The sequence below is a fragment of the Saccharothrix sp. DSM 118769 genome (assembly GCF_052936295.1).
The window spans coordinates 4,107,549-4,133,045 of the sequence record NZ_CP193627.1; the positions used below are offsets into that span (position 1 = coordinate 4,107,549).

The window sequence follows — 25,497 nt, forward strand, 5'->3', positions numbered from 1 at the left end:
GCCTCCGGAGCACTCGCGCTACTGGTCGCGTTCACACCATCGCACGCGGTGCCCGGGCGTTACCGGAACCGGTCGGTCGCCGCGACCCTCGCCGCCGTCATGGCGTCGTTGCCGCTGTGGTCGGCGTGGGGGATCATGATCAGCTCGGCGTCCGGCCAGGCGTGCGCCAGCCGCCACGGGGTGCCGATGAGGTTGCCCAGGTCGAGCACCCCTTGAACGATCACGCCCGGGATGCCCGCGAGCTTCCCCGCCTCCTCGATGACGACGCCCTCGCGCAGCCACGAGCCGTGCGCCCAGTAGTGGGTGACGAGGCGCGCGAAGGCCAGCCGGTACTCCGGGGGGTCGAAGCGGTCGCCCTGCGAGGCGAGGGTGTCCTCCCAGCGGCACCACTCCTCGGCCGCCCGGTGGTGCACGGCCGGGTCCGGGTCGAGCAGCTTGGCCAGGTAGGCCGACGGCAGGTCGTCGCCGTCCGGGGCGAACGCGCGGAACCGCGCCCACGCCTCGGGGAACATCGGCGCGAGGCCCTTGGTCAGCAGGTCCGTCTCCTCCCGCATCCCGGTGGCGATGCCCGCCTGCACCAGCTCGGTCACCCGGTGCGGGTGGCGCTCGGCGTACACCAGGCTGAGCACCGACCCCCAGGACGCGCCGAACAGCTGCCACCGCTCGATGCCCAGGTGCTCGCGCAGCAGTTCGAGGTCGGCGACCAGGTGGTCGGTGGTGTTGGTCGACAGGTCCACCTCGGGCTGCCCGGCGTGCGGGGTGCTGCGCCCGCAGCCGCGCTGGTCGAGCAGCACGATCCGGTAGGCGTCCGGGTCGAAGTAGCGGCGGGCGCGGGGCCAGGAGCCCGACCCCGGCCCGCCGTGCAGGCAGACCACCGGTTTGCCCTCCGGGTTGCCGGACACCTCCCAGTAGACGTGGTGCCCGTCGCCGACGTCGAGCATGCCGTGGTCGTGCGGTTCGATCTCCGGGTACAGCACCGGAACCCTCCCGAGGCGGTGTGACAGCGGTGATACAACAGTGCTGTTACATTAGCCCGGAAGCGTCCGGGAGCGGAGGGAATATCGCCCGCACGTCCACGCCGCCGCCCACCCACAGGCCGATCGAGAACGCCGTCACCGCCTCCAGCAGCGCCGTCCGTTCCAGTGGCCCGGCGTCCACCGGTTCGCACCCGATCGACCGCGCCGGCTCCGCCACCAGCTCCTTCGCCCCGGCCGGGTCGCCGCACAGCGGCACGCCCAGGGGGCGCCCCTCGAAGGTGAGCGACGGCAGCCGCCACACGTCCACGTGGCACAGGTTGAACGCCTTCACCACGTGCGCCCCGGTCGCCGCCGCCAACCGCACCGCCCCGTCGTCGCCGGGCGTGAACCGGCCGGGCACGAGCGAGTTCGTGCAGTCGACGACGACCTTCCCGGCCACCGGGCCGAGCGCCTCGACCGCCGCCGCGGCCGGCACCGCCGCTGGCACGACGTCGCCGAACGCGACCGCCTCGGCGGCCGTCCCGGCCGTCCCGCCGATCTCCTCGGCCGCCCGCCCCGCCCGCTCGGCCGACCGCGCGCCGACCACCACCTCGTGCCCGCCGGCGGCCCACCGCCCGCCCAGCGCCCGCGCCATGCCGCCCGACCCCACCACGCCGATCCGCACCGGAACCTCCCGAGACCCGTCTGGTGCGGACGACGCCAGGCAACCGGGCAGGCACCGGACGGTGCCCGCGGTGACGCCTACTGTCGGTATCGACCCGTCCCGACCCGTCCCGACCCGCGGAGGACAGCGGTGGACCTACTGGCCGACTGCCGGGCCCGTCAGGCGTTCGACCTGCTGGGCAACACCTGGAACCCGGTGCTGCTGCTCGCCCTGCGCCACGGCCCCCGCCGCCCGGCGGACCTGCGCCGCGCCATCGGCGGCATCCGCCCCAAGGTGCTGACCGAGACGCTGCGCCGCCTGGAGGGCGCGGGCCTGGTCGTCAGGACCCCCGTGCCCGGCCGGGTCGAGTACGACCTCGCCGGGCTGGGGCGCAGCCTGCTGGGGCCGATCGACGCCCTGGGCCGCCGGGTCCACGAGCGCGGCGACGAGATCCTCCTGCCCGACCCCGGCTGACCCGGGCCTCAGCCGAGGACGTCGATCCGGATCACGCCGCCGTCGTGGTCGACCTGGTGCGCGTCGGTGTCGTCGAACCAGTGGCCGTCGGTGCCCAGGTAGCGGAACCGGTGCGTGCCCGGTGGCAGGATGACGCTCACCGTGCGTGTCCCGTCGCGGCGCGGCCGGAGCTCGTGCACGCCCGGTGTCCAATCGTTGAACGATCCCACCACGCTGACCGGGCCGTCGGGCTGGTCGAGCGGCAGCGAGAAGGTCACGCGGCGCTTCAAGCCAAAGAGGCGCGCGTTGCGGAGCATGGGTCTCCCTCGGGTACCACGGGACGATCCTGGACGGCCCGACCCTATGCCCGGACGGCCGCTGGATGTCCGAAGTGGACTGTCGCGCGTACGGGTGACGCGCGGCGGCGCGGGAGAGCCGCGTCACAAAGGTGCAGTCGCTGCAAAGTTGCAGTCAGTGCATCTTTTTCTCTAGCCTGTTCGAGTGACCGTCCACGCCGAAGGGCTCCGCGACCGCAAGAAGCGGCAGACCCGGGACGCGCTCAGCCGCGCCGCCGTCGACCTCGTCGCGCGGCACGGCCTCGACCACGTCACGGTCGAGGACGTCAGCGCCGCCGCGGACGTGTCGCCGCGCACCTTCTTCAACTACTTCGCCACCAAGGAAGAAGCCGTCCTCGGCCCCGACCCGGAGGCGGGATCGCGCATCCGGGCGCGGGTGCTCGCCCAGCCGGCGGAGCTGTCCGCCGCCGGGGCGGTGCGCGAGGCGCTGCTCGCCGAGATCGCCGCCGAACTGGCCGTCGACCGCGAGTTCTGGCTGCGGAGGATGCGCGTCGTGCAGCAGCACCCCGTGCTGCTGGCCAAGGTGCTCGCCGGCGGGGAGGCGGTCGAGCGCGAGGTCGTCGAGGCCGTCGCCGAACGCGTCGGCCTGCCCGCGAACGACACCTACCCGCTGCTGCTCGGCGCGGCGACCGGCGCCGCGTTCCGGGTGGCCGTCGCCCGCTGGTCGTGCCTCGACGAGCCGACGCCGCTGCACGAGGTGTTCACCGAGGCGATGGACCTGCTCGCCGCGGGCCTGGCGAACCCGCCGCGGGGCTGACCCGAAGACCTGACCGAAGAACCCGGGGGGATCATGTCCACCGAAACCGACGCCGGCCACGCGGCCGGCACCGACAGCGGGGGGACCGGCGCGCACTCGCGCCGGGACGTCCTGCAAGCCATGTCCGGCCTGATGCTCGGCATGTTCGTGTCGATCCTGGCCTCCACCGTCGTGTCGAACGCCCTGCCGCGCATCATCGCCGACCTGCACGGCTCGCAGTCCGTCTACACGTGGGTCGTCACCACCGAGCTGCTCGCCATGACGGCCACCGTGCCGCTGTGGGGCAAGCTCGCCGACCTCTACAGCCGCAAGCTGCTCATCCAGCTCTCGCTCGGCCTGTTCGTCGTCGGCTCCCTGATCGCCGGGTTCTCCCCGAACGTCGAGGTGCTGATCGCGAGCCGCGTCGTGCAGGGCCTCGGCGCGGGCGGCATGACCGCGCTGGCCACCATCGTGATGGCCGCGATGATCCCGCCGCGCGAGATGGGCCGCTACGCGGGCATCTTCGGCGCCGTGTTCGGCGTCGGCACCGTCGCCGGCCCGCTCATCGGCGGCGTGCTGGTCGACACCTCGTGGCTGGGCTGGCGCTGGTGCTTCTTCATCGGCGTGCCGTTCACCCTGGCCTCGATCATCCTGCTCCAGCGCACCCTGCGCCTGCCGGTGGTCCGCAAGGAGGTCAAGGTCGACTACCTCGGCGCGGCGCTGATCGTGGGCGGCGTGTCCACCCTGCTGGTGTGGTCCACGCTGGCCGGCCACCAGTTCGAGTGGGCCTCCGGCTGGACCGCCCTGCTCGTCGCGGTCGGCGTGGGGCTGCTGGTCCTCGCGGTGTGGGTGGAGTCGCGGGTGCCCGACCCGATCGTGCCGCTGACGATCTTCACCAACCGCACGGTCGCGCTCACCACGCTCGCCAGCGCCCTGGTCGGCGTGGCGATGTTCGGCGGCACTGTGTTCCTGTCGCAGTACTTCCAGATCGGCATGGGCAAGACGCCGACGCAGGCGGGCCTGATGAGCCTGCCGATGATCTTCGGCCTGCTGGTGTCCTCCACCGTCGCGGGCAACCTGATCACCAAGTGGGGCAGGTGGAAGGTCTTCCTGGTCGCCGGCGGCGCGATCATGGTGGCGGGGATGCTGCTGCTGGCCACCATCGACGCGAACACGACCGTGTTCACGGTCAGCGTGCACATGGCCGTGCTCGGCGTCGGCGTCGGCCTGCTGATGCAGAACCTGGTGCTGGCGGCGCAGAACGACGTGCCCGCCAAGGACCTGGGCGCGACGACGTCGACCCTGACGTTCTTCCGCTCGCTGGGCGGCTCGATCGGCGTGAGCGCGCTCGGCGCGGTCCTCGCCACCCGGGTGGAGACGCTGAGCACGGAGAAGCTCGGCCCGGTGGCCGGCGGTTCGGGCGGCTCCGAGGTGCCCGACCTGACCCTGCTGCCCGAGCCGGTGCGCGCGATCGTGCGCGACATCTACGCGACCGCGACCGCCGAGCTGTTCCTGATCGGCGCCCCGATCGCCCTGCTCGCCCTGGTGGCGGTGCTGTTCGTGAAGGAGAAGCCGCTCAAGACCATGAGCGGCGACGAGCGCCTGGCCGCCGAGATGGCGGGCGGCGGGCACTGAGCGCGCGGTCCGGGCCGCGCCGCCGCGGTGGCGCGGCCCGGACCAGTGCGAGACTTCCCGCGTGACCGGGCTGAGGGAACGCAAGAAGCAGGCCACCCGCACCGCGCTGGCCGACGCCGCGCTGCGGTTGTGCGTGGCGCACGGGCTGGACGCGGTGACCGTCGAGCGGGTCGCGCACGAGGCGGGCGTGTCGCTGCGCACGTTCTTCAACTACTTCTCGTCCAAGGAAGAGGCCGTGGTCGCCGGTGACGTGGCGACCGCCGCCGCGTTCGTCCGGGCCTTCGCCGACCGCCCGGCGGACGAGGACGTGCTGGTGGCGCTGCGCGCCGCGCTGGTCGACGTCGTGCCGGAGCGCATCGACCCCGACCGCGTCGCCCAGCTGCGGGTGCTGCGCCGCACGCCCGCGCTGCTCCCGCACCAGATCGCGGCGTTCGCGGCCGAGGAGCGGGAGCTCGCGGCCGTCGTCGCGGCGCGGGTCGGCGTCGACCCCGAGACCGACCTCTACCCGGTGATGTTCGCGGCGGCCGTGATGGCGACCCTGCGGGTGACCGTCGGCTGGTGGCTCGACGCCGCCGACCGGCCCGAGCTGGCCGACCTGATCGGGATCATGATCGACCGGCTCGCCGCCGGGTTCGCGCGGGTCTAACCCCAGGTCACGGGCAACGAGTGCACGCCGTAGACGAGCATGTCGCCGCGCAGCGGCACCTCGTCGGGCGGCACGGCCAGCCGCAGGTCGGGCAGGGCGCGGAGCAGCTCGGTGAACCCGACGGTCATCTCGACCCGGGCCAGCTGCTGGCCCAGGCACTGGTGCACGCCGTGCCCGAACGCCAGGTGCGGGCCGCGCGGCCGGGTCACGTCCAGCGACGCGGGGGAGGGGTAGACCGCCGGGTCGCGGTTGCCCGCCACCACCGACAGCACCACGGTCGCGTCGGCCGGGATCACCTCGCCGGCGACCTCGACGTCCTCCACCGCGGTGCGGGTGATGCCGAGGTGCACGATCGACAGGTAGCGCAGCAGCTCCTCCACCGCGCCCGGCACGAGTGACGGGTCGGCGCGCAGCGCGGCGAGCTGGTCGGGGTGCTCCAGCAGCGCGAACGTGCCGAGCGCCAGCATGTTCGCGGTCGTCTCGTGGCCCGCGACGAGCAGCAGGTTCGCGATGTTGGCCAGCTCGTCGTCGGTGAGCGTCGGGTCGGCCCCGATCAGCCCGGACAGCAGGTCGTCGGTCGGCTCCGCCCGCTTGGCCCGGATCAACCCGTGCATGAACGCCCGCAGCGCCTCGGCGGCGCGCACGACGTCGTCCACCGCCGCGTCGAGCCGCAGCAGGGTCGCGCTGCGTTCCTGGAACTCGGCGCGGTCGGCGTACTCGACGCCCAGCAGCTCGCAGATCACCAGCGACGGCACGGGCAGCGCGAACGCGCCCACCAGGTCGGCGACCGGCCCGGCGGCGCGCATCGCGTCGAGGTGGTCGGTGACGATCCGCTCGACGCGCGGGGTGAGCTGCCGCATCCGCCGCACGGTGAACTGGCCGGTCAGCAGCCTGCGGTAGCGGGTGTGCTCGGGTGGGTCCGCGGTGATGAAGTTGCCCGCGCGCAGGCGCGGGTCGGTCATCCGGGCGCGCAGCGCCGGGGGCAGCTTGGCCAGCATCCGCTCGCTGCGGAACCGGTCGGAGCTCAGCCGCGGGTCGGCGAGCAGCGCGCGGGACTCCTCGTGGCCGGTCACCAGCCACGCCGGGTCGCCGTCGAGCATCGTGACCCGGTGCACCGGGCCCTCGCCGCTCAGCCGGACGAGGGCGTCCGGCGGGTCGAACGGCCCGCTCACGCGGTCGGTCAGCTCGCGCGGCAGGCGCAGGGCCGTGCGGGGGTTGCTCGGGCGTCGGTCCTGGGAAGCGGTGGTCATCGCCTGGTCCGTCCCCGGCCCGGCACGCGGCCGGGTCGTCGTTCGGCGTCGTCGTTCGGCGTCGTGGTCACCCACCGTACCAAGACGTGCACGACGTGCAATATTTTTGCCACGCGCCCGCGCGGTCAGGCGAGCGCTTCGGCCACCACGTCGGCCGGCGGCCGGTCCGGGTGCTCCAGCCAGTGCTGCGTGGCGGCGCGCAGGGCGGCCAGGAACGTCGCGGCGAGCACGCGGGCGCGCAGCACGTCGTCGTCGCCGGACCGGCGGAGCAGTTCCGCGACGAGGTCGCGCTCGACCACGGCGTAGGTCGCGACCTGGTGCGCGACCAGGCTCGGGTGCCCGCCCAGCTCGCGCCGCCTGGTCAGCCAGACCGGGTCGAAGCCCTCGCCGACGAGGTCCGCCGCCGCCCTGGCCAGGACCGCGCGCGGCGGGGCGGGCGCCTGGGCCCGGACCAGGTCCACCAGGTGGCGCAGACGGAGCAGGTCGCCGTAGAAGATCGCCTCCTCCTTGCCGGCGAAGTAGTTGGAGAACGTGCGCCGGGACACCGAGGCGGCGTCCGCGATCGCCTCGACCGTCACCCGGTCGGGGCCGTGCTCCAGCGCCAGCCGCAGCGCCGCCTCGTGCAGGGCCAGGCGCGTGGCCGACTTCTTGCGCTCCCGCAGACCGTCCATCACGACCGAGCCTACCGAAAGTGCCCACTGGGCAAACTTGCACAACGCGCAAGTTTGGTGAATACTTGTATGTGGCAAGCAATGCGGAGGGAGGCCGACGTGGACGTCGTCGTGCAGGAGCTGGAGGCCCGGCTGCGCGACCTGATGAAGGTCGTGCGCCTGGTCAAGCAGCTCGGCTCCGAGCGCCACCGGTCGGTCCCCAGCGGGCTGCTCGGCACCCTGACGCTCATCGCCCGGGCCGGTGGCCAGGGCGAGCCCACCGGGTGCCACGCGAAGGAGCTGGCGATCCGGGCGGGCCTCGACCCGTCCACGGTCAGCCGGGCGGTCGCCGCCCTCGTGGCCCACGGCCTGGTCGAGCGCAGGGCCGACCCCGCCGACGGCCGCGCCAGCATCCTCGTCGTCACCGACCGCGGCCGGGCCGCGCTCGACGAGGCCCGGAGCTGGTACGACGAGCTGTTCGGCCGCGCGCTTGCCGACTGGACCCCCGAAGAGGTCGAGGCGCTGACGTCCGCGCTCGGGCGCCTGACCACCAACGTCGAAGGAGCCTTGAGCTCCACCTGGGAGGCCGCGCGATGAGCGCACCCGCCACCACGAGCACCGGTACCGGTGCGATGAGCCACCGGCAGGTGATGGAAGCCCTCAGCGGCCTCCTGCTGGTGCTGTTCGTCGCGATGCTCAGCGGCACCGTCGTCTCGACGGCGCTGCCGCAGATCATCGGCGCGCTCGAAGGCTCGCAGACCCAGTACACCTGGGTCGTCACCGCGACGCTGCTCACCGCGACCGCCACCACCCCGATCTGGGGCAAGCTCGCTGACCTGTTCAACAAGAAGTCACTCGTGCAGGCCGCCATCGTCCTGTTCATCCTGGGCTCGATCGTGTCCGGCTTCGCGCAGAGCGCCGGCCAGCTCATCGCCGCCCGCGCGTTCCAGGGCATCGGCGTCGGCGGCCTCCAGGCCCTCGTGCAGGTCGTGATCGCGGCGATGATCCCGCCGCGCGAGCGTGGCCGGTACAACGGCTACCTCGGCGGCGTCATGGCGCTGGCCACCGTCGGCGGCCCGCTGCTGGGCGGCCTCATCGTGGACACGTCGTGGCTCGGCTGGCGCTGGTGCTTCTTCATCGGCGTGCCCGTCGCGGTGATCGCCCTGTTCGTGCTCCAGGCCACCCTGAAGGTGCAGACGGCCCGGCGCGAGAACGTGAAGATCGACTACCTGGGCGCGGCCCTGATCGCGGCCGGCGTGAGCGTGCTGCTCGTCTGGATCTCGTTCGTCGACTCCTCGTTCGCCTGGCTGTCGTGGGAGACCTTCGCCATGGTCGGCGGGTCGGTCGTGCTGCTGGGCGCGGCCGTGGCCGTCGAGGCGCGGGCCGCGGAGCCGGTCGTGCCGCTCGGGATCGTCAAGCAGCGCACCACGGCGCTGGCCATCCTGGGCAGCCTCGCGGTCGGCATGGCGATGTTCGGCGGCGCGGTGTTCCTCGGCCAGTACTTCCAGATCGGCCGCGGCTACACGCCCACCGAGGCGGGCCTGCTGACCATCCCGATGATGGCGGGCGTGCTCGGCTCCTCGATCATCGCCGGCCGGCTCATCACCAAGACCGGCAACGTCAAGCCCTACATCGTGACGGGCGCGGTCGCGCTGGTCCTCGGGTTCCTGGCGCTCGGCCAGATCGACCACGAGACCTCGCTGGTGCTGGTGGGCGGCGCGATGCTGCTGGTCGGCATCGGGGTCGGCATGACCATGCAGAACCTCGTGCTCGCGGTGCAGAACACCGTGCCGCTCAAGGACATCGGCGCGGCCAGCTCGACCGTCGCGTTCTTCCGCTCGCTCGGCGGCACGATCGGCGTGTCCGTCCTGGGCGCCGTGCTGGCGCGCCGGGTCGAGGAGGCCATCACCCGCGACCTGACCGCGGCGGGCATCCCGGCCGCCGGTGGTGGCGGCGGCAGCCTCAACATCGCCGCCCTGCCGGACGCCGTGCAGCACATCGTGCGCGCCGCCTACGGCGACGCCACCGGGCACATCTTCCTCATCTCGGCGGCCATCGGCGTCGTGGGCGTCGTCGCGGCCCTGCTGCTCAAGCCCGTGAAGCTGCGCAGCAGCCTCGACATCGCCGAGGTGAAGCAGGAGGCCGCGCCCGTCGCGTGACCCCGCCCTACCCGGCTCCACGGCACCGCCTCGCCGGACCGCGCCGCGCCGCACCGCACCGCGCCCGACCGTTCCGCACGGTCGGGCGCGGTGCCGCGTCGGGGGCCGGTCAGAAGCCCATCCGGCAGCCGGACAGGACGATCTCCTGGCCCAGCAGCGTGACCACCCGCACGGCGTACCGCGCGAGCTGCCCGTTCGGCCCGACGACCTCCTGGTTCAGGTGCACGGTCGCCACGCCCGGGATGCCCACGGTGGCCGGACCGGTGCCGATCGGTCGGCCGTTGAGCGAGCCCACGCGCGACCCGGTGCTCAGGCCCTCCTCGGTGGCGAGGCAGCTCACCTCCAGGTCGGACACGGTGACCGCGCCGCCCAGCAGGCTCGCCGAGGAGATCTCCGCACCCGCGTCGGTGCGCCCGGTGGTCGGGTCGGGGGAGCAGTCGGCGTGCAGCGCCTGCACCGACGCCAGGCCGGGCACGGTCACCGTCGCGGTCGTCCGGTCCGACGACGGCGGGCACGTGGCGTGCGGCGTCTTCGCCACCGCGACCAAGCCGGAGGCGCTGATGCCCCACGCCTCGGCGCGGACGTGCGACACGAGCCGGACCGTCGCGGTCGCCCGGCCACCGTCGTCGTCGGTCACCGTGACCAGCACGGTGTGCGCGCCGACGCCGGTGTAGGCGTGGGTCGCGGTGCACGTGCCCGACCCGGCGCCCTGCGCGACCGTGCCCACCGCCGGCGCGGCGCCGTCGGCGAAGTCCACGGTGCAGGTGTGCGTGTCGTGCATCGCGATGTCGGTGAACGGCGCGGTCACGGTGATCGGCGCGCCGCGCAGCACGAGCGTGCCGTCGGCCGGGGAGCTGATCGACACCTGCGGCGCGACATTGGTCAGGGTCAGCGTGGTCGTCGCCACGACGGGCGCGTTGAGGCCGTCGGACGCGGTGAGGGTGAGCGTCCACACGCCGTCGTCGTCGCAGGTGATCGTGGTGGTCGGGTTCGACGGCGCGGCGAAGGCGCACGTCGCCCCGGGGTCCACGCCGGACAGCGGGGTCGCGGTCCACGACGTCGTCAGCGACGGGCCGTCGGGGTCGGTGGCGGTGCCGGCGACGCCGACAGGCGTGCCCTCCTGCCCGGCGTACGGCCCGCCCGGCAGCACGGTCGGCGGGTCGTTGACGATCACGTCCGTGCAGTCGGTGACGGTGCCCGGCCCACCGCCGTCGGTGCCGCGCGCGGTCACGCACAGCTGGTACGTGCCGGAGGTGAGGACACCGGTGGTGGCGCTGTAGGACACCTGCGCGGGACCGGTCTGCGGCAGGGCGGGGGAGACGTTCGTGACGGCCGTGGGCGAGCCGCCGTTCACGGTGAGCGTGAGGTCGGTCAGCCGGGAGGCGATGACGCCCGGCACGACGCCCGGCAGGTTCGCCGGGTCGGGCACCGCGGTGCACGTGCCGCCGGTGAGGTCGGCGATGGCCTGGAGGCTCGCGTTGTAGTCACCGCCGTTGCACGCGGAGCCGGGGCCGACGGCGAAGGTGAAGTAGTCGACGTTCGCGGGCACCGCGCCCGCCACGCCGGTGACGTCGCCGGAGGCGAAGCCGTCGGACAGGAACAGCACGACCTTGCGGTTCTGCGACTGGGCGTCGGTGACGGTCGTCGCCGACTGCACGGCGGGCACGAAGCTCGTGCCGCTGGGGAAGCTCTTGGCGGTGAACTGGGCGACGCCGCCGGCGAACGCCGAGCTCACCGCCTCCTGGACGTCGCGGGTGCCGTTGCCGTTCTCGTCGGCGGCGGGGGTGGTCAGCAGCTGGTCGCCGGCGGCGGGCCGGACGTCCACGGTCGCCGCGCTCGAGCCGAACACGACCGCGCCGACGTCGCCGACCACGCTGTCGGGTGCCGCGGCGATCGCGTTGAGGTTGGCCACGGCGGTCTTCTCGCAGTCCAGGATCGTTGCCCCCCCGCACTGCGCGGCCGTGCTGCCGGACACGTCCACCACGTAGGTCAGCGCGGTGTCCTTCACCGGGACGCCCGTGCCCACCGCCGCCGTGCCGGTCACCGTGACGGGCCCCTGAGGCACGACCGTGCCGGGCGCGGGGCTCGCGACGTCCACCGAGATGCTCGTGCCGCCGGGCAGGTTGCCGTCCACGGCCAGGGCCTGCGCACCGCTCGCGACCACCGCCACGACGGCGACCAGCGATACCGCTGCCGTCTGTCTCTTCCTCAACGTCCTCACGCCCTTCCTCAGGGTGGCACGCCGTCGTGCCCCTAGGGGAATGTCGAAAGGCGTGTGCGCTGAGTTACTGCTCCGTCCTAGTGAGTGACAACCTGTCGGGCGACCTCGCCCGGTCGGCCGTCACACTGTGCTCTATCCGGTGGGTGACATCCCTGCGGAGAGCCCACCGCGGGTGGACCGCAGCCCCAGCCCGTTCACGACCGCCTCGCCCGGGGGCCGAGGCGGGTGTCCGGGAACGACCCGTCGCCGAACAGGAGGCGGGCCGCCACCGTCCGCCCGAGCGGCGTGCGCAGCACCGTGAACGCGGACTCGGCCACGGCCGGTTCGCGCAGCCGGGACAGCAGCCCGCGCAGCAGGAGCCGGGTGCGGAACCGGGCGCGCAGCGCCGCGCCGGCGTAGTGGCGCAGCACCGAGGCGTCGCCGGTGCGCAGGTGGTCGCCGGTGACGGCGGCGGCCGGCCCGGCCATGCGCAGGCACGGGTCCAGGCCGCCGGCGGTCAGCGGGGACACCGCGCCGGCCGCGTCGCCGACGAGCAGGCCCCCGGGGCAGGCGATCCGGCGCAGCACGCCGCCGACCGGGATCGGCCCGCCCCGGCGGCGCACCGGCCCGGCGGGCGCGGGCACGCCGGGGAACCGGTCGCGGAACGCGCGCAGCAGCCCGGGGAGCGGCGCGACGAGCCGGTCGGGCAGCCCGGCCAGGCCGACGTGCGCCTGCTCGCCGTCGTCGACGACCCACGCGAGGTAACCCGGCGCGAGCCGCGGGTCGAACACGCAGTGGAACGTCGACGGGGACGTGCTACCGGCGACCGGGGACACCTCCTCGACGCCGATGGTCATCCACCGGTTGGTGTCGAGCCCCAGCCGGCGCGCCACCGTCGAGCGCGCCCCGTCGGCCCCGACGGTGAAGCGCGCCCTGACCTCGTTCACCGGGTACGGCACGCCCAGGCTCACCCGCGCGCCGGCCTCGACCGCGCGGGTGAGCGCCTGCGCGCAGACCCCGGCCATGTCGGCGACGCGGAACTCGTCGCGCGCTGACCGGCTCGACCGGCGCGCGCAGCGACGGCGGGTGCAGCAGCACGCGCCGCACCGCCGGTCCGAGGTGGTCCTCCGGCAGGGCGAAGTCCTCCAGCGCCCGCCGCACGAAGATGCCCGTGGTCCGGATACCGGTGTCGAGCCGCCCGCGGCGTTCGCACACCAGCACGTCGACCCCCTGGAGCGCGAGCAGCCGCGCGGTCTCCAGGCCCGCGACCCCGGCGCCGACGACGAGGACGTCCACGTCTTCCACGCCGCCCGACGCCAGCCCCGCCGCCCTGGTCGGGCCGCCGGCCGCACGACACCTCCACCGGACCTCCACGACCCCCTCACCCGACCGGGCCCGGAGGTCAGTGCGCGCCGCCGCAGCACTCGTGCGGGTTCTCCGACTCCGCTGGCCGCAGCACCCCGCCCACCGCCGGTTCCACGAGCAGCACCAGTTCGCCGTCCCGGCACACCGGGCGCAGGAAACCCAGCGTCTCCACCGGGTCGGCCGGTCCCACCGGCACGCCGATGCCCACGACCCGGTCGATCGCCGAACGGGCCACGACCTCGGCCGCCGGGTGCGTGCCGATCAGCACCTCCTGGCCCGGGAAGCGGATGCAGCGACCGTCGGTGCGGTCACGCGCACCGACGGCCGCGCGTGCGCCGGGTGAGTCGGGGGAGTCCGGTGTGGACACCGGCGCGCCCAGCAGCTCCGCCACCGGGTCACCGGTGACGTGCGCCGAGACCGCGGTGACCGCGACCGGTCCTCGGTGGTCGACGTGGGTGAACACGAGGTCCGCGCCCGGGATCGCGGCGAGGACCAGCGCGTCCAGGTGGGCCGCGCCGTGCCCGTCGGGGAGCACGGGCACGGCGCCGACCCAGCCGCGCGCGGGCCGGCCGGTCATCAGATGACGTCGACGAAGACCGGGTTCGCGTAGAACCACAGGTCCGACCACGGGTCGGCGTCGCCGATCACATCCATGACGGGGTTGCCGTCGGGGGTCAGCCGGTTGCCGTCCGACCCGCGCAGCCGCAGGTAGAACGCGCCGTCGACCTTGCGGAACACGTGCGTGAACTTCACCGTGCCGCGTGCCGTCCGGGCCACCTCGAAGGTCTTCACGACCTTCGTCAGCGGCGCGCTGAACGCGTCGCGGTCGGCCGCCGGGCCGGTGACCGGACCCGCGACCAGGTCGACCTTCGCCAGCCGCGGCACCACGCCGCCGAAGTTCGCGCCCCGCGCCAGGTCCACCTCGACGACGACCTCGACGTCGTCACCGCGCCGCACGAACGTGCGACCGCCGATCGTGACGCCCCGGTTGTCGCCCTCGCCGAGCGAGCGGACCCGCACGTTGAGGCCGTCGATGATCCGGCCGTGCACGGCGACGACCTTGCCGCCCTGCATGCCCCGCATGACGTCCACGTAGGACTTGGAGTTCGCGCCGACCAGCGTGGAGCTGTAGAAACCGGGGAAGTAGTCGCCGTTGACCTGCTCGACGCCGGTGTCGACAGGGGCGCCCTTGCTGCCGGTGGTGTTGTGGTCGCCGGGACCCGGCTTGAACGTGTCCTGGTGCACCTGGTGGGCGTCGGAAGTCGCGGTGACCCACCACGGCCGGCCCTCGGCGAGCAGCGAGTCCCACAGCCCGCCGACCTTCGCGGTCATCCAGTCGAAGCCGCCGTACGTGCGGTACGGGTTCTCGGTCGCCGTGGGGGCGAAGCCGGGGAAGCTGTCCTGGTTCGGCGAGCCGTCGTAGTAGCCCCGGGCACCGCCGCGCCCGCCGTTCGCCGTGCCGATGCCCGCCGCCTGGTGGCCGGGCGCGCCCTCCATGCCGACCGCCACGTCCGGCGCCGCGTCCCGCCAGCCGCGGATCTCGTGCGGGCTGTCCACGCCGCGCCGCGCCGGGTGGTTGGCGAACATCAGCGCGATTTCCGTGCGGCCGGACAGCACCTGCGCCTCCAGGTACCGCAGCGCCGCCAGCGCGTACGGCTCGCCGTCCGCGCTCGTCGAGCGGGCGATCAGCCCTCTGCCGCCCTGCGCCGCCGGGGTGGACAGCACGCCACCGTCGTAGGCGGCCTCGAAGGCGCGCAGGATGTCCACCGTCGAGCGGCCCGGCGGCAGGAACACGGTGGCGTGCTCCGCGCCCGGGATGTTCCACTCCAGGCCCTGGTACACCAGGACGTCCCGGTGCGAGCGGCGCGCCCTCTCGATGTCCGGCGTCACCTGGTCGATCGAGAACTTCTCGTGCGCCACCCCGCCGTGGTCGGTGATGACGACCCAGTCCAGCCCGTGCTGCCGGGCCTTCGCGACCTGCTGCGCCACCTCGTACTGCCCGTCGGACGAGTACTTGGTGTGGATGTGGTGGTCGCCCGCGTACCAGCGGTCCCGCCCGCCCCACGGGTTGACCGGGCGTGCCGGGCGGTCGTCGTGCGCGTGCGCGGGCGTCGCGCCGACCGCGGTCGCGATCCCGGCCGCACCGAGCCCGGCCAGGAACCCGCGCCGCGCCACGGAGAGGGGACGGTCGTCGCGGTCGTCGCGCCAGCTCCCGTCGGCCTCCTCGTGGTGGTGCTCGTGGTCGTGGCCGTGGTGGTGGTGCGACATGGGGCGGTGCTCCGATCTGACCCGGACATGCGGCGGCGCAGCGAAGTATCGTGAGTCGGCCACGTGTTCCGGTGGTGCGCACCGTCGAACTCCGGGTGAACACTTCCGCCGTCCCGGCTCAGGAGCACACGGGTTCCTCGTCCGGGGCGGGGTTCTCCACGGCGCCGCAGTAGCTGTGGGTACGGGTGGGGCTCATCGTCCACGTGGCGGTCGCCGGCCAGTAGCCCATCCCGCCGCCGTCCTCGGTGGCGAACAACGGGCCGCCTCCGTTCACCGGCACCTCGCGGAACTCGTTCCCCTCCGTGATGCCCACCTCGACGCGGTAGGCGTATGGCCCCGATGTGCCGGTGAGGTCCACGGCTACGCCCAGCTCAGCCGGGGACCGGGGCGTCACCTCGTGCGGTCCGGACAGTACCGTCGACCGTTGGCCCGACCGCTCGTCGTGGACACTGAGCCGCATCGAGTCGTGATCGGGAAACGGCAGTTGTGCGCCGGGGCGGGGCAGGCAGGCCAATCGGACCTTGGGGGGCCCACCCCCGGCTTCCCGGTACGGCGCGGGATCGGGCGACACGCGTACGTGCACGCTCTCGACGGTTGTGCTGTAGTTCGCCGACAACGTGATGGTGTGCTCCGCGACGCCGGCGGGCAGCGCGCCCTCCCGCAGCGCCCACGCCTGGAGGCCGGGGCAGTCCACCACGTCGTCGGGCGGCGTCGACCTGGCGAGCGCCTCCGGCGCCAGCAGCACCCACCCTTCGTCGACACCGCGCCCGCCGACCACGACGGCCACCTCGATCTCCGGCTCCTGGGCGGGTACCGGGCTCCACCCGGTGGAGGGCTCCGGCGTTGGCACCGCCGACCGCGTCTCCCACAGCACCGCGAGCCCCACGAGGAGCCCCACGACGAACCCGGTGGCCAGCACGACCGTTCCGCGCGTGCGCCTTTTCAACGGAACATCCCGCCCTCGCCGCGCTCGACCCAGGTGCCGCCGTTGACCTGGTACCCGAAGCGCTGCCGGTAGTGGTCCGCGAAAGCCGTCGTGGCGAACGGCGCGCCCTCGTCCTTCACCTCGAAGGTCTGCTTCTGCCCGTCGATCTCGGCGTGGATTTCCGGGTACCACTCGCAGTACGACTTCGTGACGCGCCCGACGACGTTGAACGGTTGGGTCTGACCGGGTTCCAGTTGCACGTTCTCGCCGTACGTCCACGGGTCGCCGAGGGTGCCATCGTCGTTGGTGACCCGCGCCTGGGGGTCGTCCTCCTCCAGGTCGAAGGCGAGGTCGATCACTTCGACACCGCCTTGCGCGCCGGCCCACGCCAGTGCCCCCGACAGCGGGGCCGACCGCTTCACCTTGGCCCTGATGTCGGTGATCAGCACCGGCTTCGGCCAGTGGTTGACGACCGTCATCCTCAGCCTGGTGAAGTTGTACGACTCGCCCCAGTAGTGGTGCGCGATGTAGACGGGGTGTGCGGTCGCGGTGAGCGGGCCCAGGGCGGGTTCGCCGGACACCGCCAGCATGTCCCGCACCTGGACGTCCGACAGGGGATCGGCGAACGCCCACCCGAACGCGTCGTCCGCGCGGACCTGAGGCACGGCCTTCACGCCGAGGACGCCCTTGGCGCGCGCCTTGGCCTGCTCCGCCCGGGTGACCTCGTCCTGCGCGACCGGCTCGATCGACGGGTTGACCAGCCGGCTGACGACCCCCGCCGCCAGGCCGCCCCCGACCACGCCCGCGATGGCGAGCACCACGTCGCGCCGCGGCACCAGCCGCTTGCGCCACGCAGCGCGGTTCGCCAGCTCCCCGACCTTCGCCGCGAAGCGCTCATCGTCCCGCAGCGCGACCGCGAGAACGGCGAGGAGTTCAGGCGACACCCGGCCGTCGCGCGCGAATTCGGCCCACGGCGCGGCGGCGTCCGGGGAATTCGCGAGTCTCAGTTCCACGACGTCGTGCAGGTGCACCCGGGCCGATCTGAGCGTTCCCCGCGAGTTGAGCACTTCGAACGCGAAAGCGGCTAACGCGCTTGGCTCCACGGAATCCCCCAGGGGTGTCGAACCGGAGAAATGGACGACAGCGAACAGCCGACCACCGCACACCGGAATCCGAATGATCCTCGGACGGGTCGCGGTGTCGTCGCCGCCGAACGCATTCCGCCATCATGCCGGAATGCGCCACCTCTCCGCGCACCACTGGTGGGCCCGGCTGCATTCGGGCCGGCTCGTCGAGGTGGCGTTCGGGACCGGGAGCAGACTGGGGGCGTGGACAGCAAGCGCAAGCGCGGTGAGCTGCGGATCTACCTCGGGGCCGCGCCCGGTGTCGGCAAGACGTTCGCGATGCTCGGGGAGGCGCACCGGCGCGCCGAGCGGGGCACCGACGTGGTCGTCGGGCTGGTCGAGACCCACGGCCGGGAGAAGACCGCGGCCCTGCTCGACGGGCTGGAGCGGCTGCCGCTGCGGGTGGTCGCGCACCGGGGGGTCGAGCTGGCCGAGCTGGACGTGGACGGGGTGCTGGCCCGCGCGCCCGAGGTGGCGGTGGTGGACGAGCTGGCGCACACCAACGCGCCCGGCTCGCGCAACGCCAAGCGGTGGCAGGACGTGGAGGAGCTGCTCGACGCGGGCGTCGACGTGCTGTCCACGGTCAACGTGCAGCACCTGGAGTCGCTCAACGACGTGGTCGCGCGCATCACCGGTGTCGAGCAGCGCGAGACCGTGCCCGACGAGGTCGTGCGCCGCGCCGAGCAGGTCGAGCTGGTCGACCTGACCCCGGAGGCGCTGCGCCGCCGGCTGGCGCACGGCAACGTCTACGCCGCGCACAAGATCGACGCCGCGCTCGGCAACTACTTCCGGGTCGGCAACCTCACCGCGCTGCGCGAGCTGGCGCTGCTGTGGGTCGCGGACCAGGTCGACGTGGCGCTGCAGCGCTACCGCAGCGAGCAGCGCATCACCGATACCTGGGAGGCCCGCGAACGCGTCGTCGTGGCGATCAGCGGCGGACCGGAGAGCGAGACCCTCATCCGGCGCGCCCGCCGCATCGCGCTGCGCGCCGGGGCCGACCTGCTGGTCGTGCACGTCCTGCGCGGCGACGGGCTGGCCGGCGCGTCACCCCGCTCGGTGGGCGGGGCCCGGCGCACCGCCGAGGACCTCGGGGCGACGTTCCACACCGTGGTGGGCGACGACGTGCCGACCGCGCTGCTGGAGTTCGCCCGCGGCGTCAACGCCACCCAGCTGGTGCTGGGCACCTCGCGCCGCTCGCGGCTGGCCCGCGTGGTCGACGAGGGCATCGGCTCGGCCGTCGTGCAGGCGTCCGGGCCCATCGACGTGCACATGGTCACGCACGACGAGGCGCGCCGCGGACGCCGGCGCCGGGCGGCGGGCACCGCGCTGAGCCGGTCCCGCACGCTGCTGGGGTGGGTGCTCGCGCTCCTCCTGCCGGCCGCGATGACCGGCCTGGACCTGCTGTGGGGCGACGGGCTGACGGTGTCCACCGACGTCGTCGGCTACTTCCTCGCCACCGTCGTGGTCGCGCTGGTGGGCGGCGTCGGGCCGGCGGTCGGCGCGGCGCTGCTCGGGGCCGGGCTGCTCAACTTCTTCTTCACCGCGCCCCGCTACAGCCTCGCCGTGGCCACCCCGGAGAACCTGGTCACGCTCGTCGCGATGCTGCTGGTGGGCGTACTGGTCGCGCTGGTCGTGGACCGGGCGGCGCGGTTGGGCGAGCAGGGCGCGCGGGCCCGCACCGAGGCCGCGCTGCTCGCCTCCTACGCCCGCACCGTGCTGACCAGCCCGTACCCGCTGGCGCGGCTGCTGGAGAAGGTGCGCGAGAACTTCGGGCTGGAGTCCGTGGCGCTGCTGGAGCGCCGCGACGGCGGGTGGGAGCGCGTGGCGTGCGTCGGGCCCGAGCCGTGCGACGAACCCGACGAGGCGGACGTGGACGTGCCGGTCACCGCCGACGTGCACCTGGCCCTGCGCGGGCGCACCCTGCCCGCCGGCGACCAGCGCGCCCTGGAGGCCGCCGCCGGGCAGGCGCTGATGGCGCTGCGGCAGCAGCGGATGGCCGCCGAGACCGCCGAGGCCCAGCGGCGGGCCGAGACCACCGAGCTGCGCACCGCCCTGCTGTCGGCCGTCGGGCACGACCTGCGCACACCGCTGACCTCGATCAAGGCCGCCGTCGGCAGCCTGCGCGACGCCGAGCTGAGGCTGTCCGCGCAGGACACCGCCGAGCTGCTGGAGACCGTCGAGGTGTCCGCCGACCGGCTCACCGGGCTGATCGACAACCTGCTCGACTCGTCCCGCCTGGCCACCGGCGCGGTCGTGCCGCAGCTGCGCGCCGTCACGTTCGACGAGGTCGTGGCGCGCGCCCTGGCGGGCATCGACGAGCGCCGGACCGTGTCGGTCGACGTGGGGGAGGAGCTGCCCGCCGTGCGCGCCGACCTCGGCCTGCTGGAGCGCGTCGTGGCCAACGTCGTGGACAACGCCCTGCGGCACGGCAGGCTCACCCCGCGCCGGGCGGTCGACGTGGACGGCGACGGCACGATCGCGCTCGACGAACCCGAGGTCGCCGTGCGCGCCAGCGCCCACCACGACCGGGTGGAGCTGCGCGTCGTCGACCACGGCCAAGGGCTGCCGAAGAACACGGCGGACGCGGTGTTCGCGCCGTTCCAGCGGCTCGGCGACCGCGACGCCACCCCCGGCGTCGGGCTGGGGCTGAGCGTCGCCAAGGGCTTCACCGAGGCCATGGGCGGCACCATCACCGCCGAGGACACCCCCGGTGGCGGGCTGACCATCGTCGTCTCGCTGCCCACCGCGTCGTGACCACCGTCCTCGTCGTCGACGACGACGCGCAGCTCCTGCGGGCGCTGCGGATCACCCTGGGCGCGCACGGCTACGACGTGCGGACCGCCGCCGACGGGGCGGGCGCGCTGCGGGAGTGCGCGCTGCGGCCCGACCTCGTCGTCCTGGACCTGGGCTTACCCGACGCGGACGGCGTCGACGTGATCGCCGAGGTGCGCCGCACCAGCACCGTGCCGATCGTCGTGCTGTCCGCCCGGCTCGACTCCGCGGCCAAGGTGCGCGCCCTCGACGCGGGTGCCGACGACTACGTCACCAAGCCGTTCGGGACGGAGGAGTTCCTGGCCCGGGTGCGCGCCGCCGTCCGGCGCTCGGCCCGGCGCCCGTCCGGCGAACCGCCCGTGCTGACCGCGTCGTTCACCGTCGACCTGGCCGCGAAGAAGATCCACCGCGACGGCGGCGAGGTGCACCTGACACCCACCGAGTGGGGCCTGCTGGAGGTCCTGGTGCGCGCCGCCGGCGAGCCGGTCAGCGCCCACGACCTGCTGGCGCGCGTGTGGGGCCCGAACCACACCGACGCGACGCACTACCTGCGCGTGTACCTGGCCCAACTGCGCCGCAAGCTGGAACCGGACCCCGCCCACCCCCGCCACCTCCTCACCGCCCCGGGCCACGGCTACCGCTTCCGACCGTGAGGCGCGCCGCTGGCCGGCCCGGTGGCCTACGGTCCCGGGGTGACGTCGTCGCGCAGGATCAGGATCTTCGTCTCCTCGCCGGGGGACGTGCAGGACGAACGCGAGCAGTGCGGCCGGGTGGTAGAGGAGTTGAACGCCGTCCTGGGCCTCCTGGTGGTCGACCGGGAGATCCGGTTGGAACTGATCCGCTGGGAGACCCACACCCACCCCGACCTGGCGGGCCACCCGCAAGGCGTGGTGGACGAGCAGCTCGGTACCGAGTTCGACCTTTTCATCGGCATGATGTGGAGTCGGTTCGGCACGCCGACCTGGAGCGCCGGATCGGGCACGGAGCACGAGTTTCGGGCCGCCCACACGGGGTGGCGGGCCCGTCGCCGACCCGCGCACATCCTGTTCTACTTCTGCGAGGCGCCGGTCGACGGCCCCGACGAGGCGCAGTGGGCCGCCGTCCGCGCGTTCAGGCGTGAACTGGAGCAGCTCGGCCTGGTCGGCGTCTACGACGACCGCGCCCGGTTCGCGGACAAGCTGCGCCTCGACTTGGTCCACGTGCTCGGCAGGATGCTGCGCGGCACGTCCGCGCCCGCCGCAGTCGTGTTGCCCGCGAACCTCGCCGTCGCCCGTGAGCTGGTGGCCTCGGTGGCGGCGGAGTACGACCGGGTGCGCGCGACCATGCCCGGTGGTTCGGCGCGCACCGTGCGCATGGAGGTGATCGCCTCCACCCTGCGGACGATGGCGCGATCGACGTTCCCGCTGCTCGCCGAGCTGACGACGGCCAGTGACTCGGGCGGCAGGAGGTTGGCCGCCGCCTGTGCGCTCCAGGTGGTGCCCGACGTTCGGCACGTGGCGTGGCTGGCCCGGCGCTTCGGCGGTGACCAGCCGTTCATCGCCTACCACGCCGGTATCGCGCTCGCGACCGCGGCGCGGGAGCTGCCGGCGGCCGACCTCGACGCCGTGTCGGCGGCCCTGACCGAGGTGGAGGACCTGGTCTCGGGGTTGCGGCCCGGTACCGACCGGGCCGCGGTGGCCGCCGTCGCCCGTCAGGAGCTCGACCTCCGGCGGTCGTTCGGGGAGCGGGGTTGATCAGGCGGCCCGGTGGTGGCTGACCGGCCTCAGGCGCGGGTGGTGCGGTGGGTCCGGGTCGGCGCGCGGGGTGGCGGGGGCGGCCCCGTCGGTCGGAGTCGCGGTCGGGAGCGGGGTCGTGCTGTCGGTGCCGTCCGGGCGGCGGTGGGTGCGGTGGACCAGCAGGAGCAGGGCGAGGCCCAGGACGAGGATGGCGTGCGACGTCACGCGGGTCGCGGTGGCCTGGCCGGTGATCAGGTCGCGGGTGGAGAAGGCGGCCAGGACGGCGACGAACGCGGCCACCACGGGGAGCAGGCCGATGGCCGCGCGGGGGCGCAGGGCCGCCCACAGCAGGCCCAGGCCCAGCGCCAGGTTCCACGCGGTGCTCTCGTTGAACAGGTGGACGCCCGTCGAGTCGTGGATGCCGTGGCCCGCCGCCCGGGCCGCCGCGGTGCTCGTGCCCAGCACCTGCGCCAGGCCCAGGGTCAGCTGCGCGACCGCGACGCCGGCCAGGGCGGCGCGCGGGTACCAGCCCCTCGTGCGCACGACCGGGGGCGCGGCGGCCACGACGGCGTCCACGAGGTCGGGCGTGGCCGTCGCCGGGCGCAGGCGCAGCGACCTGGTCAGGGCCGCGGCGCGGTCCTGCCACGCCCGGCACGCCGCGCAGCCCGCCAGGTGCGCGTCGGTCTCGGCGGCGGGCGCCGGCTCCGCCTCCCCGTCCAGGCGGGCGGACAGGGCTTCGCGGCAGGTGTCGCAGTCCACGACGACATTGTCGGCTACCCGGCGTCGGAAGTTCCCGACGTCGCCGCGGACCGCGGGTCGTGCAGGTCCGGCGCGCCGGACGGCAGCGTCCACCGGACCGGCTTGGCCCCGCCGCCCGCCGTGGTGCTCTCGCCCACCACGACGCCCCGGTCGTTGAGCGCGATCGGGAAGGCGGCCGTGCCGCCCAGCGGCGCCAACCAGGTCACCCGCCCCGCCCGCCAGTGGAACGCCCTGGTCGACGAGCCGTCCGCCGCCGACGTCCAGCCGACGACGTCGCCGCGCTCGTTGACCGCCACCGCCTCGGACGGGCCGGGCACGCCCAGGTCCACCGGCTTGCCCCCGGCGGGCCACAGCACGGCGCGCCGCACGCCGTCCACCACCGACCAGCCCACCGCGTCGCCGCGCTCGTTCAACGCCTGCTCACCGTGCGCCACCCGGCCGTCGGCGGACAGCACGGTCACCGCGTCGCCCTCCCAGCGCAGCGCCACCGTGCCCCGGCTGCCGACGATCGCGCCCGCCTCGTTCACCGCCTCCACCGAGTACGCGCCGTAGCCCTCGGCGTCGGCCAGGCGCGTGCACGTCGTGCCGACGCAGCGGAACGCGGAGAAGTCGGCGCCGGACGGCAGGGTGCGCGACCCGGCGACCACGCCGGCGTCGTTGATCGCGCTCAGCGACAGGTGCGGCCCGGACATCGGCAGCACCACGTGCACGCCGCCGCGCCACACCGCCGCCCGCTCCTGGTGGTACCCGTACGGGGAGGTCGAGTACGTCATCGGCACGTCGCCGTGCGCGTTGATCGCGGAGGTGATCACCCACCCGGAGCCGGGCGGCGTGATGTCGGTGCCGCCGCCCGCGAACCAGATCCGCGGGTGCTGCGCGTACGGCCCGAGGTCCCGCCTGGCCCGCATGCCGACGACCTGGCCGCGCTGGTTCACCCCGGTGGGCAGGCCCGGCCCCAGGTCGGTGATCGCGCCGCCCGGCGACCACTGCACGGCGCGCACCGGGCCGTCGCCCTCGGCCTGGCCGACGACCTGGCCCAGGTCGTTGACGGCGGTGGCGCGGTGCGAGGGCTGACCGGGCAGGCCGGGCAGTTCGACGGCGGCGACGGTGGTGGGTGCGGCGGGTGCGGGGGCCGCGGCGGTGATCAGGGGGAGGGCGGTCACCAGGGCCAGGACGGTGGCGGACGCGCGTGACGGGGGCATGGTCGCTCCAGTGCGGAAAGCCGGGTGCGGGAGGGGGGTGCGGGAGGCGGGTGCGGGAAGGCCGAGCGGAGGAGAGGAGGGCGGAAGCGGGAGAAGGGGGTCAGCGGATCGGCGCGGTCGCGACCGGGGTCCAGCGCACCGCCTTGAGCGTTCCGTCCGCCGCGGTGCTCTCGCCGACCACGACGCCCCGCTCGTTGATCGCCACCGGCAGGCTGTGCGCGCCGCCGAGCGACCCCAGGTAGGTGACCCGCCCGTCTCGCCACAGGAACGCCCGGGGCGCGTCCGGGTCGTCGGCCGACGTCCAGCCGACGACGTCGCCGCGCTCGTTGACCGCGACCGCCTCCGCCGGGCCGGGCACCCCGAGCACGACCGGCTTGCCGTCGCCGGGCCACAGCACGGCGCGGCTGACGCCGTCCACGACCGACCAGCCCACCGCGTCGCCGCGCTCGTTGAGCGCCTGCGGACCGGCGGCCACGCCGCCCTCCTCGGCCAGCACGGTCACCGCGTCGCCCGCCCAGCGCAGGGCGCGCGGGTAGCGGTTGCCGACGACCACGCCGGCCTCGTTGACCGACTCCACCGAGTACGAGCCGGTGCCGGGCGCGGCGGCCAGCGGCGCGCACGAGGAGGTCGTCGCGCAGCGGAACGCGTACGGCTCCCCGGCCACCGGTGTCCTGGTCCCGACGACGACGCCCGCGTCGTTCACCGCGTCCAGCGACAGGTGGGCGCCGGGCAGCGGCAGCGGCACGTGCTGCCCGTTCCGCCACACCGCCGCCCGCTCCTGGTGGTGGCTCGCCGGCGAGGGGGAGTACGTCATCGGCACCGCGCCGTGGTTGTTGATCGACTGCGCGACCACCCAGCCCGCGCCCGGCGGCGTCAGGTCGGTCTCCCGGCCGCCGGACCAGGTCTTCGCCTTCTGCACGTACGGCCCAGCGCCGTTGACGGGCACCGCGCCGAGCACCTGGCCGCGCCGGTTGATCGCGGCGGGCAGGCCCGTGCCGAGGTCGGTGGCCGCGCCGCCCGGCGACCACAGCACGGCGTGCGGCACGCCGTTGCCGTAGGCGGTGCCGACGACCTGGCCGAGGTCGTTGAGGCCGGTCACGCGGTGCGTCGACCAGCCGGGCAGGCCGGGCAGTTCGGCGACCACGACGGAGAGCGGGGCGGGCGCGGCGGCCGGGGCGGCACCGGCCGCCGGCGCGACGACCGGTGACAGCGCGGTCGCCAGCGCGAGCACCGTCGCGGGCACGCGTAACTCGGGCATGGTCGCTCCGTTGCGAGGATGTCCTGGGGTGGCGCTGGATCGATTCGACCGTAGTCCCGGCCCGACCGAGACGGGGTGCGCCGGACAGCGCAAGGCGCTGGGGGAACCGGTGGGGCGCTCGCCCGTCCGGCGGCGGGCGCACCGCCAAGAGCGCTCGATCGTGTCATTGCCGCCCCCACCGGCCACTGCCGATCATGGAAGCCGTGAAGAGCCGGGAGATCCGGATCGCGCTCCCGCCCGGCCTGCCGCACGAGCGCTGCGCCGGGGTCGAGCACGCGGTCACGAGCCTGATGAGCCTGTGGGACATCGACGACGACCGGGTGAGCGTGGTCGACGTCGACGTCGAGGACGGGCCGCCGGCACCGGCACCGGAACCCCGGTGACCTGACCCGCCGCGCGGTTGG

24 protein-coding genes and 1 pseudogene are annotated in these 25,497 nt (G+C 74.4%); 10 read left to right on the forward strand and 15 right to left on the reverse strand.

The annotated features are described in order from the left end of the window. Window positions 1-59: 59 nt before the first annotated feature. Complete coding sequence (gene pip / locus ACRAKJ_RS17935; protein WP_438925757.1) at window positions 60-977, reverse strand: prolyl aminopeptidase; 918 nt, start codon at window positions 975-977, stop codon at window positions 60-62. Between the two features lie 46 nt (window positions 978-1,023). Next, complete coding sequence (locus tag ACRAKJ_RS17940) at window positions 1,024-1,641, reverse strand: NAD(P)-binding domain-containing protein (RefSeq protein ID WP_438925756.1); 618 nt, start codon at window positions 1,639-1,641, stop codon at window positions 1,024-1,026. 129 nt (window positions 1,642-1,770) lie between these two features. Here ACRAKJ_RS17940 and ACRAKJ_RS17945 point away from each other — a divergent pair, with 129 nt between their 5' ends. Next, complete coding sequence (locus tag ACRAKJ_RS17945) at window positions 1,771-2,094, forward strand: winged helix-turn-helix transcriptional regulator (RefSeq protein ID WP_438925755.1); 324 nt, start codon at window positions 1,771-1,773, stop codon at window positions 2,092-2,094. Window positions 2,095-2,102: 8 nt separating this feature from the next. Here the strand turns inward: ACRAKJ_RS17945 and ACRAKJ_RS17950 are convergent, their stop codons facing one another. Beyond that, the gene (locus ACRAKJ_RS17950; protein WP_438925754.1) at window positions 2,103-2,390 is read right to left on the reverse strand and encodes an isoamylase early set domain-containing protein; all 288 of its coding nucleotides are present in this window, start codon (window positions 2,388-2,390) and stop codon (window positions 2,103-2,105) included. Between the two features lie 184 nt (window positions 2,391-2,574). Between ACRAKJ_RS17950 and ACRAKJ_RS17955 the strand changes: the two genes are divergently transcribed. From ACRAKJ_RS17955 to ACRAKJ_RS17965, 3 genes are all read left to right on the forward strand, one after another. Further along, window positions 2,575-3,186 (forward strand): acyl-CoA-like ligand-binding transcription factor, encoded by a 612-nt coding sequence (locus ACRAKJ_RS17955; RefSeq protein ID WP_438925753.1) that lies wholly within the window; start codon window positions 2,575-2,577, stop codon window positions 3,184-3,186. Window positions 3,187-3,306: 120 nt separating this feature from the next. Beyond that, window positions 3,307-4,800 (forward strand): MFS transporter, encoded by a 1,494-nt coding sequence (locus ACRAKJ_RS17960; RefSeq protein WP_438925773.1) that lies wholly within the window; start codon window positions 3,307-3,309, stop codon window positions 4,798-4,800. Window positions 4,801-4,861: 61 nt separating this feature from the next. After that, window positions 4,862-5,446 carry a TetR/AcrR family transcriptional regulator gene (locus ACRAKJ_RS17965; RefSeq protein ID WP_447009042.1) on the forward strand — a complete coding sequence of 195 codons (585 nt, stop codon included), beginning with the start codon at window positions 4,862-4,864 and terminating at the stop codon, window positions 5,444-5,446. Here the strand turns inward: ACRAKJ_RS17965 and ACRAKJ_RS17970 are convergent. Both ACRAKJ_RS17970 and ACRAKJ_RS17975 read right to left on the reverse strand, forming a co-directional pair. Beyond that, entirely contained in the window at window positions 5,443-6,696 is a 1,254-nt protein-coding gene (locus ACRAKJ_RS17970; protein ID WP_447009043.1) for a cytochrome P450, read from the reverse strand. The two genes, ACRAKJ_RS17965 and ACRAKJ_RS17970, sit on opposite strands and share 4 nt — an antisense overlap. Window positions 6,697-6,821: 125 nt before the next feature. Beyond that, entirely contained in the window at window positions 6,822-7,367 is a 546-nt protein-coding gene (locus ACRAKJ_RS17975) for a TetR family transcriptional regulator (RefSeq protein ID WP_438927038.1), read from the reverse strand. Window positions 7,368-7,466: 99 nt separating this feature from the next. On the opposite strand from ACRAKJ_RS17975, the gene ACRAKJ_RS17980 reads away from it, so the two are divergent. Beyond that, window positions 7,467-7,943 carry a MarR family transcriptional regulator gene (locus ACRAKJ_RS17980; protein ID WP_438927039.1) on the forward strand — a complete coding sequence of 159 codons (477 nt, stop codon included), beginning with the start codon at window positions 7,467-7,469 and terminating at the stop codon, window positions 7,941-7,943. Further along, entirely contained in the window at window positions 7,940-9,505 is a 1,566-nt protein-coding gene (locus tag ACRAKJ_RS17985; protein WP_438927040.1) for an MFS transporter, read from the forward strand. Before ACRAKJ_RS17980 ends, ACRAKJ_RS17985 begins: the two co-directional genes overlap by 4 nt. Window positions 9,506-9,614: 109 nt before the next feature. On the opposite strand, the gene ACRAKJ_RS17990 is transcribed toward ACRAKJ_RS17985, so the two are convergent. From ACRAKJ_RS17990 to ACRAKJ_RS18020, 7 genes and pseudogenes are all read right to left on the reverse strand, one after another. Then, window positions 9,615-11,717 carry a choice-of-anchor P family protein gene (locus ACRAKJ_RS17990; RefSeq protein ID WP_447009044.1) on the reverse strand — a complete coding sequence of 701 codons (2,103 nt, stop codon included), beginning with the start codon at window positions 11,715-11,717 and terminating at the stop codon, window positions 9,615-9,617. 203 nt (window positions 11,718-11,920) lie between these two features. After that, window positions 11,921-12,730, reverse strand: a complete 810-nt coding sequence (locus tag ACRAKJ_RS17995) for an FAD-dependent monooxygenase (RefSeq protein WP_438924553.1) — start codon at window positions 12,728-12,730, stop codon at window positions 11,921-11,923. Window positions 12,731-12,926: 196 nt separating this feature from the next. Next, window positions 12,927-13,079: pseudogene (locus tag ACRAKJ_RS18000) on the reverse strand (FAD-dependent monooxygenase); the annotation flags it as partial. Between the two features lie 28 nt (window positions 13,080-13,107). Further along, window positions 13,108-13,647: a hypothetical protein gene (locus tag ACRAKJ_RS18005; RefSeq protein ID WP_438924552.1), complete on the reverse strand. Its 540-nt coding sequence runs from the start codon at window positions 13,645-13,647 to the stop codon at window positions 13,108-13,110. Then, window positions 13,647-15,338 (reverse strand): PHP domain-containing protein, encoded by a 1,692-nt coding sequence (locus tag ACRAKJ_RS18010; protein ID WP_438924551.1) that lies wholly within the window; start codon window positions 15,336-15,338, stop codon window positions 13,647-13,649. Before ACRAKJ_RS18010 ends, ACRAKJ_RS18005 begins: the two co-directional genes overlap by 1 nt. 118 nt (window positions 15,339-15,456) lie before the next feature. Continuing rightward, window positions 15,457-16,284: a hypothetical protein gene (locus ACRAKJ_RS18015; RefSeq protein ID WP_438924550.1), complete on the reverse strand. Its 828-nt coding sequence runs from the start codon at window positions 16,282-16,284 to the stop codon at window positions 15,457-15,459. Next, window positions 16,281-17,276: a hypothetical protein gene (locus tag ACRAKJ_RS18020; RefSeq protein WP_438924549.1), complete on the reverse strand. Its 996-nt coding sequence runs from the start codon at window positions 17,274-17,276 to the stop codon at window positions 16,281-16,283. The genes ACRAKJ_RS18015 and ACRAKJ_RS18020 overlap by 4 nt, the downstream gene beginning before the upstream one ends. A gap of 315 nt (window positions 17,277-17,591) precedes the next feature. Here ACRAKJ_RS18020 and ACRAKJ_RS18025 point away from each other — a divergent pair, with 315 nt between their 5' ends. The 3 genes from ACRAKJ_RS18025 to ACRAKJ_RS18035 are packed head-to-tail and all read left to right on the forward strand — an operon-like array spanning window position 17,592 to window position 21,892. Next, window positions 17,592-20,141, forward strand: a complete 2,550-nt coding sequence (locus ACRAKJ_RS18025) for a DUF4118 domain-containing protein (protein ID WP_438924548.1) — start codon at window positions 17,592-17,594, stop codon at window positions 20,139-20,141. Continuing rightward, window positions 20,138-20,812 (forward strand): response regulator, encoded by a 675-nt coding sequence (locus tag ACRAKJ_RS18030; RefSeq protein WP_438924547.1) that lies wholly within the window; start codon window positions 20,138-20,140, stop codon window positions 20,810-20,812. Before ACRAKJ_RS18025 ends, ACRAKJ_RS18030 begins: the two co-directional genes overlap by 4 nt. Window positions 20,813-20,851: 39 nt before the next feature. Further along, the gene (locus tag ACRAKJ_RS18035; protein ID WP_438924546.1) at window positions 20,852-21,892 is read left to right on the forward strand and encodes a hypothetical protein; all 1,041 of its coding nucleotides are present in this window, start codon (window positions 20,852-20,854) and stop codon (window positions 21,890-21,892) included. On the opposite strand, the gene ACRAKJ_RS18040 is transcribed toward ACRAKJ_RS18035, so the two are convergent. The 3 genes from ACRAKJ_RS18040 to ACRAKJ_RS18050 all read right to left on the reverse strand — a co-directional run bounded on the left by ACRAKJ_RS18040 (window position 21,893) and on the right by ACRAKJ_RS18050 (window position 25,093). Continuing rightward, window positions 21,893-22,633 (reverse strand): zf-HC2 domain-containing protein, encoded by a 741-nt coding sequence (locus ACRAKJ_RS18040; RefSeq protein ID WP_438924545.1) that lies wholly within the window; start codon window positions 22,631-22,633, stop codon window positions 21,893-21,895. A 14-nt stretch (window positions 22,634-22,647) separates the two neighbouring features. Continuing rightward, on the reverse strand, window positions 22,648-23,835 hold the full coding sequence (locus ACRAKJ_RS18045; RefSeq protein WP_438924544.1) for a hypothetical protein: 1,188 nt from the start codon (window positions 23,833-23,835) through the stop codon (window positions 22,648-22,650). A 100-nt stretch (window positions 23,836-23,935) separates the two neighbouring features. Next, window positions 23,936-25,093, reverse strand: coding sequence for a hypothetical protein (locus ACRAKJ_RS18050; protein WP_438924543.1), 1,158 nt, complete (start codon window positions 25,091-25,093; stop codon window positions 23,936-23,938). 194 nt (window positions 25,094-25,287) lie between these two features. Here ACRAKJ_RS18050 and ACRAKJ_RS18055 point away from each other — a divergent pair, with 194 nt between their 5' ends. Next, a complete protein-coding gene (locus ACRAKJ_RS18055; RefSeq protein WP_438924542.1) occupies window positions 25,288-25,476 on the forward strand; it encodes a hypothetical protein in 189 nt (62 codons plus the stop codon). Window positions 25,477-25,497: the final 21 nt, after the last annotated feature.